At 47.8% G+C, this 5,814-nt stretch carries 1 protein-coding gene, 2 tRNA genes and 3 rRNA genes; 5 read left to right on the top strand and 1 reads right to left on the bottom strand.

The window, feature by feature from the left end; genetic code table 11:
- Positions 1-214: hypothetical protein (locus tag GO816_RS18880; RefSeq protein ID WP_232336617.1), on the bottom strand; the 214-nt coding region annotated here is incomplete at its 3' end.
- Positions 215-491: 277 nt separating this feature from the next.
- Between GO816_RS18880 and GO816_RS18655 the strand changes: the two genes are divergently transcribed.
- The 5 genes from GO816_RS18655 (at position 492) to rrf (ending at position 5,761) form a co-directional block, all read left to right on the top strand.
- A 16S ribosomal RNA gene (locus GO816_RS18655) occupies positions 492-2,012 on the top strand.
- A 145-nt stretch (positions 2,013-2,157) separates the two neighbouring features.
- Positions 2,158-2,232, top strand: a tRNA-Ile gene (locus GO816_RS18650).
- Between the two features lie 19 nt (positions 2,233-2,251).
- Positions 2,252-2,325 (top strand) — tRNA-Ala (locus tag GO816_RS18645).
- Positions 2,326-2,565: 240 nt separating this feature from the next.
- Positions 2,566-5,448, top strand: a 23S ribosomal RNA gene (locus tag GO816_RS18640).
- Positions 5,449-5,649: 201 nt separating this feature from the next.
- Positions 5,650-5,761 (top strand): 5S ribosomal RNA (gene rrf / locus GO816_RS18635).
- Together the 16S, 23S and 5S rRNA genes with 2 tRNA genes alongside form the textbook arrangement of a ribosomal RNA operon.
- The last annotated feature ends 53 nt before the right edge of the window (positions 5,762-5,814 follow it).

Raw genomic sequence — 5,814 nt, 5'->3', positions numbered from 1 at the left:
AAACATTTCTACCTTTGCACTCCCAATCGCAACGAAAGGGAAACAGATTGAAAAGCGGCAGAGCGGTATCGGGGAATAGGTTTTTAGATAAACGACCCGCCAAAAAATAAAAAAAAATATTTTTTGGAAATGTAAAAAAGATATCTACCTTTGCACTCCCAAACGGAACGAAGCCAAACGGCTGAGAATCAAAAGGGAAAGCGGTTAACAGCAATTGTTAACCAAGATTGAAAAAGCCTGAAAGGGCAAACAAACAAGCAAGATCACTTATCGCAATGATAAGCAGATATAAAAGCTGAACCGAGACGGGGAAGCGATAAAGTTCTTTTAAGAAGTAACATGTAGCGTAGCGGGAGAGATAATGAAGATTATCACTCTGTCAATTAAAAAAGAAACCTTCAGAATAAAAGCTACTGAATACTGTATAAAGATATACAAATAATCAGATTTCTATTTTGAGTAATAGGGTCTGGATACAAACAAAACATTTTACAATGGAGAGTTTGATCCTGGCTCAGGATGAACGCTAGCGGCAGGCCTAATACATGCAAGTCGGACGGGATTTGGGAGCTTGCTCCCAATGAGAGTGGCGCACGGGTGCGTAACACGTATGTAACCTACCTTAATCAGGGGGATAGCCTCTCGAAAGAGAGATTAACACCGCATAACATCATGAGATAGCATTATTTTATGATCAAATATTTATAGGATTAAGATGGGCATGCGGGACATTAGCTAGTTGGCGGGGTAACGGCCCACCAAGGCGACGATGTCTAGGGGATCTGAGAGGATGGCCCCCCACACTGGTACTGAGACACGGACCAGACTCCTACGGGAGGCAGCAGTAAGGAATATTGGTCAATGGGCGCAAGCCTGAACCAGCCATGCCGCGTGCAGGAAGACGGCCCTACGGGTTGTAAACTGCTTTTGTACCGGAATAAACCTTGATATGTATATCAAGCTGAATGTACGGTAAGAATAAGGATCGGCTAACTCCGTGCCAGCAGCCGCGGTAATACGGAGGATCCAAGCGTTATCCGGATTTATTGGGTTTAAAGGGTGCGTAGGTGGCTTATTAAGTCAGGGGTGAAAGACGGTAGCTTAACTATCGCAGTGCCTTTGATACTGATGAGCTTGAATACAGTTGAAGTAGGCGGAATGTGACAAGTAGCGGTGAAATGCATAGATATGTCACAGAACACCGATTGCGAAGGCAGCTTACTAAAGTGTGATTGACACTGAGGCACGAAAGCGTGGGGATCAAACAGGATTAGATACCCTGGTAGTCCACGCCCTAAACGATGAATACTCGATGTTGGCGATATACGGTCAGCGTCTAAGCGAAAGCGTTAAGTATTCCACCTGGGGAGTACGCCCGCAAGGGTGAAACTCAAAGGAATTGACGGGGGCCCGCACAAGCGGAGGAGCATGTGGTTTAATTCGATGATACGCGAGGAACCTTACCCGGGCTTGAAAGTTAGTGAATGATTCAGAGACGAATCAGTCCTTCGGGACACGAAACTAGGTGCTGCATGGCTGTCGTCAGCTCGTGCCGTGAGGTGTTGGGTTAAGTCCCGCAACGAGCGCAACCCCTATGTTTAGTTGCCAGCATTTAAGGTGGGGACTCTAAACAGACTGCCTACGCAAGTAGAGAGGAAGGAGGGGACGACGTCAAGTCATCATGGCCCTTACGTCCGGGGCTACACACGTGCTACAATGGGCAGTACAGAGGGCAGCTACCTGGCAACAGGATGCCAATCTCAAAAAGCTGTTCACAGTTCGGATCGGGGTCTGCAACTCGACCCCGTGAAGTTGGATTCGCTAGTAATCGCGTATCAGCAATGACGCGGTGAATACGTTCCCGGGCCTTGTACACACCGCCCGTCAAGCCATGGAAGCTGGGGGTACCTGAAGTATGTAACCGCAAGGAGCGTCCTAGGGTAAAACCGGTAACTGGGGCTAAGTCGTAACAAGGTAGCCGTACCGGAAGGTGCGGCTGGAATACCTCCTTTCTGGAGCAGTATTCGACTTGGTAGCCTTGAAGGAAGAAAAGGAAAGAGACAGAATTCTGCTACGCACATGTATTTCTTAGAAAAGTAAAGAAGAAAAGAGAAACCCAAAAGAAAGCCATATCAGTAAGTGGCTACATCAAACCATAGTCTCGTAGCTCAGTTTGGTTAGAGCACTACACTGATAATGTAGGGGTCAGCAGTTCAAATCTGCTCGAGACTACTACAAGGGAATTCTTATTGGGGAATTAGCTCAGCTGGCTAGAGCACCTGCCTTGCACGCAGGGGGTCAACGGTTCGAATCCGTTATTCTCCACGCTGTTTACTACAGGTATCACTACACGATACCGTTACAGATGTAAACGAACGTTCTTTGACATATTGGAAGAAGTAATTCAAAAACTGAAATAAACAACAGTGAAGGACATTACAAAGAATAAAGAATATAGAATAAAGAGTACAGACAGCAATGTTTTGATTCCCGACGCTATACTCCTGACTCTAAGTAATAGAACTAAATAAAAACATACCATACCGAGCAAAAGCGGTATAGGTAGAAGAAAGTAAGAAAGGGCACACGGGGGATGCCTTGGCTCTCAGAGGCGATGAAGGACGTGATAAGCTGCGATAAGCTACGGGGATTAGCAAATATGAATTGATCCGTAGATTTCCGAATGGGGAAACCTGGTTATCTGAAGGATAACCGCATAGAAGCGCGAACCTGTTGAACTGAAACATCTAAGTAAACAGAGGAAGAGAAAACAATAGTGATTTCCTGAGTAGTGGCGAGCGAAAGGGAAACAGCCCAAACCTATCTTGTTACGGCAAGTTAGGGGTTGTAGGACCACGACGTGGTATATTAAACTGAAGCGGAAGGGGATGGGAAGCCCCGCCATAGAGCATGAGAGCTGCGTACGCGTAAGGAATAATAACCTAGTGGAATCCTGAGTACTGCGGGGTCGGAGACGCCCTGTAGGAATCTGCCGGCACCATCCGGTAAGGCTAAATACTACTGAGAGACCGATAGTGAACCAGTACCGTGAGGGAAAGGTGAAAAGAACCCCGAACAGGGGAGTGAAATAGAACCTGAAACCGTGTGCTTACAAGCGGTCGGAGCAGACATGATCTGTGACGGCGTGCCTTTTGCATAATGAGCCTACGAGTTACTCTTCTCTGGCAAGGTTAAGTGTTTAAGACGCGAAGCCGAAGCGAAAGCGAGTCTGAATAGGGCGTGCAGTCAGAGGAGGTAGACGCGAAACCTTGTGATCTACCCATGGACAGGTTGAAGGTGCCGTAACAGGTACTGGAGGACCGAACCGATAAACGTTGAAAAGTTTCCGGATGATTTGTGGGTAGGGGTGAAAGGCTAATCAAACTGGGAAATAGCTCGTACTCCCCGAAATGTTTTTAGGAACAGCGTGGCGGTAAAGTTATACAGAGGTAGAGCTACTGATTGGGTGCGGGGGAGTCAAATCCTACCAAATCCAGACAAACTCCGAATGCTGAATAATATACGCTGCAGTGAGGCTCTGGGTGCTAAGGTCCAGGGCCGAGAGGGAAAGAACCCAGACCATCAGCTAAGGTCCCCAAATTACTATTAAGTTGAACTAACGAGGTCCGGCTGCACAGACAGCTAGGATGTTGGCTTGGAAGCAGCCATTCATTTAAAGAGTGCGTAACAGCTCACTAGTCGAGCGGCCGGGCATGGATAATAAACGGGCATTAAATAGTATACCGAAGCTATGGATTACATGTAAATGTACTGGTAGGGGAGCATTCTGCCGCCGGCGAAGCATGACACGACAAGTGCATGTGGAGGTTGCAGAAAAGCAAATGTAGGCATAAGTAACGATAAGGCGGGAGAGAAACCCGCCCACCGAAAGACTAAGGTTTCCTGATCAACGCTAATCGGATCAGGGTTAGTCGGGGCCTAAGGATAATCCGAGTGGAGATTCCGATGGACAACTGGTTAATATTCCAGTACTTTTGATAACTGCGATGCAGTGACGGAGTAGTGACACTTCCGCGTTCTGACGGAATAGAACGTTAAAGGCCGTAGGTATAGGGATTGTAGTTAAGTACGCAGACCCTGCTGAAAGCTGATAGTACACAAAGCCTTCGGGTGGCGTGATAGTGAAGGTAATCAGACTTCCAAGAAAACCTGCTAAGCTTCAGGTTATCAAAACCCGTACCGTAAACCGACACAGGTAGTCGAGGAGAGAATCCTAAGGTGCTCGAGTGATTCATGGCTAAGGAACTCGGCAAAATGGCCCTGTAACTTCGGGAGAAGGGGCGCTGTCAGCAATGGCAGCCGCAGTGAAAAGGCCCAGGCGACTGTTTAACAAAAACACATGGCTTTGCAAAATCGAAAGATGACGTATAAGGCCTGACACCTGCCCGGTGCCGGAAGGTTAAGAGGGGATGTTAGTCGCAAGGCGAAGCATTGAATCGAAGCCCCGGTAAACGGCGGCCGTAACTATAACGGTCCTAAGGTAGCGAAATTCCTTGTCGGGTAAGTTCCGACCTGCACGAATGGTGTAACGATCTGGGCGCTGTCTCAGCCATGAGCTCGGTGAAATTGTGGTATCGGTGAAGACGCCGGTTACCCGCAACGGGACGGAAAGACCCCATGCACCTTCACTACAACTTAACATTGATATCGGATACAGGATGTGTAGGATAGGTGGGAGACTGTGATCCGGCTTCGCTAGGAGTCGGTTAGTCAACGTTGAAATACCACCCTTTCTGTATTTGGTGTCTAACCCTGCAAAGCGGGGGACATTGTTTGGCGGGTAGTTTGACTGGGGTGGTCGCCTCCAAAAAGGTAACGGAGGCTTTCAAAGGTAAGCTCAGTACGCTTGGTAACCGTACGGGGAGTGCAATAGCATAAGCTTGCTTGACTGTGAGGCAGACAAGCCGAGCAGGGTCGAAAGACGGATATAGTGATCCGGTGGTTCTGCATGGAAGGGCCATCGCTCAAAGGATAAAAGGTACGCTGGGGATAACAGGCTGATCTCCCCCAAGAGCTCATATCGACGGGGAGGTTTGGCACCTCGATGTCGGCTCGTCACATCCTGGGGCTGGAGAAGGTCCCAAGGGTTCGGCTGTTCGCCGATTAAAGTGGCACGCGAGCTGGGTTCAGAACGTCGCGAGACAGTTCGGTCCCTATCTGTTGTGGGCGTAGGAAGTTTGAGTGGGGCTGACCTTAGTACGAGAGGACCGGGTTGGACGAACCTCTAGTGAATCTGTTATGGCGCCAGCTGTACTGCAGAGTAGCTACGTTCGGAATAGATAAGCGCTGAAAGCATCTAAGTGCGAAACTAGCCACAAGATGAGACTTCCCTTGAGGGTCGTGGAAGACTACCACGTTGATAGGTTACAGGTGTAAAGGTGGTGACATCATAGCCGAGTAATACTAATTGCCCGACGCTTTCTTCGCAAACAGATAAGGTGGTGTGATCTTCCGGTCACACCACCACAATCAAAACAACAATATTACTGCAATGTATATTCAGTACAATAGATTACTTCTTTCAATAATATGTCATTGTTTGACGTAGTATAAAGTACCAAGTATAAAGACCGGAACAAAGTCTAACTACTTTCTACTAAGCACTTACTACTAAAACATTAAAAATATTCAGGTGCCTATATCGGCGGTGTCCACCTCTTCCCATTCCGAACAGAGAAGTTAAGCCCGCCAGAGCCGATGGTACTGCAGTAAAATGTGGGAGAGTAGGTCGGCGCCAAACCTTACAAGTTAATCAACCCCTTGCGACCTTATCGTAAGGGGTTTCTTGTTTCT

This window comes from Mucilaginibacter aquatilis, from assembly GCF_009755275.1.
Classification (GTDB): Bacteria; Bacteroidota; Bacteroidia; order Sphingobacteriales; family Sphingobacteriaceae; genus Mucilaginibacter; species Mucilaginibacter aquatilis.
The sequence above is the reverse complement of the archived record's forward strand: the minus strand, read 5'-3'. Positions and strand labels throughout refer to the sequence as shown.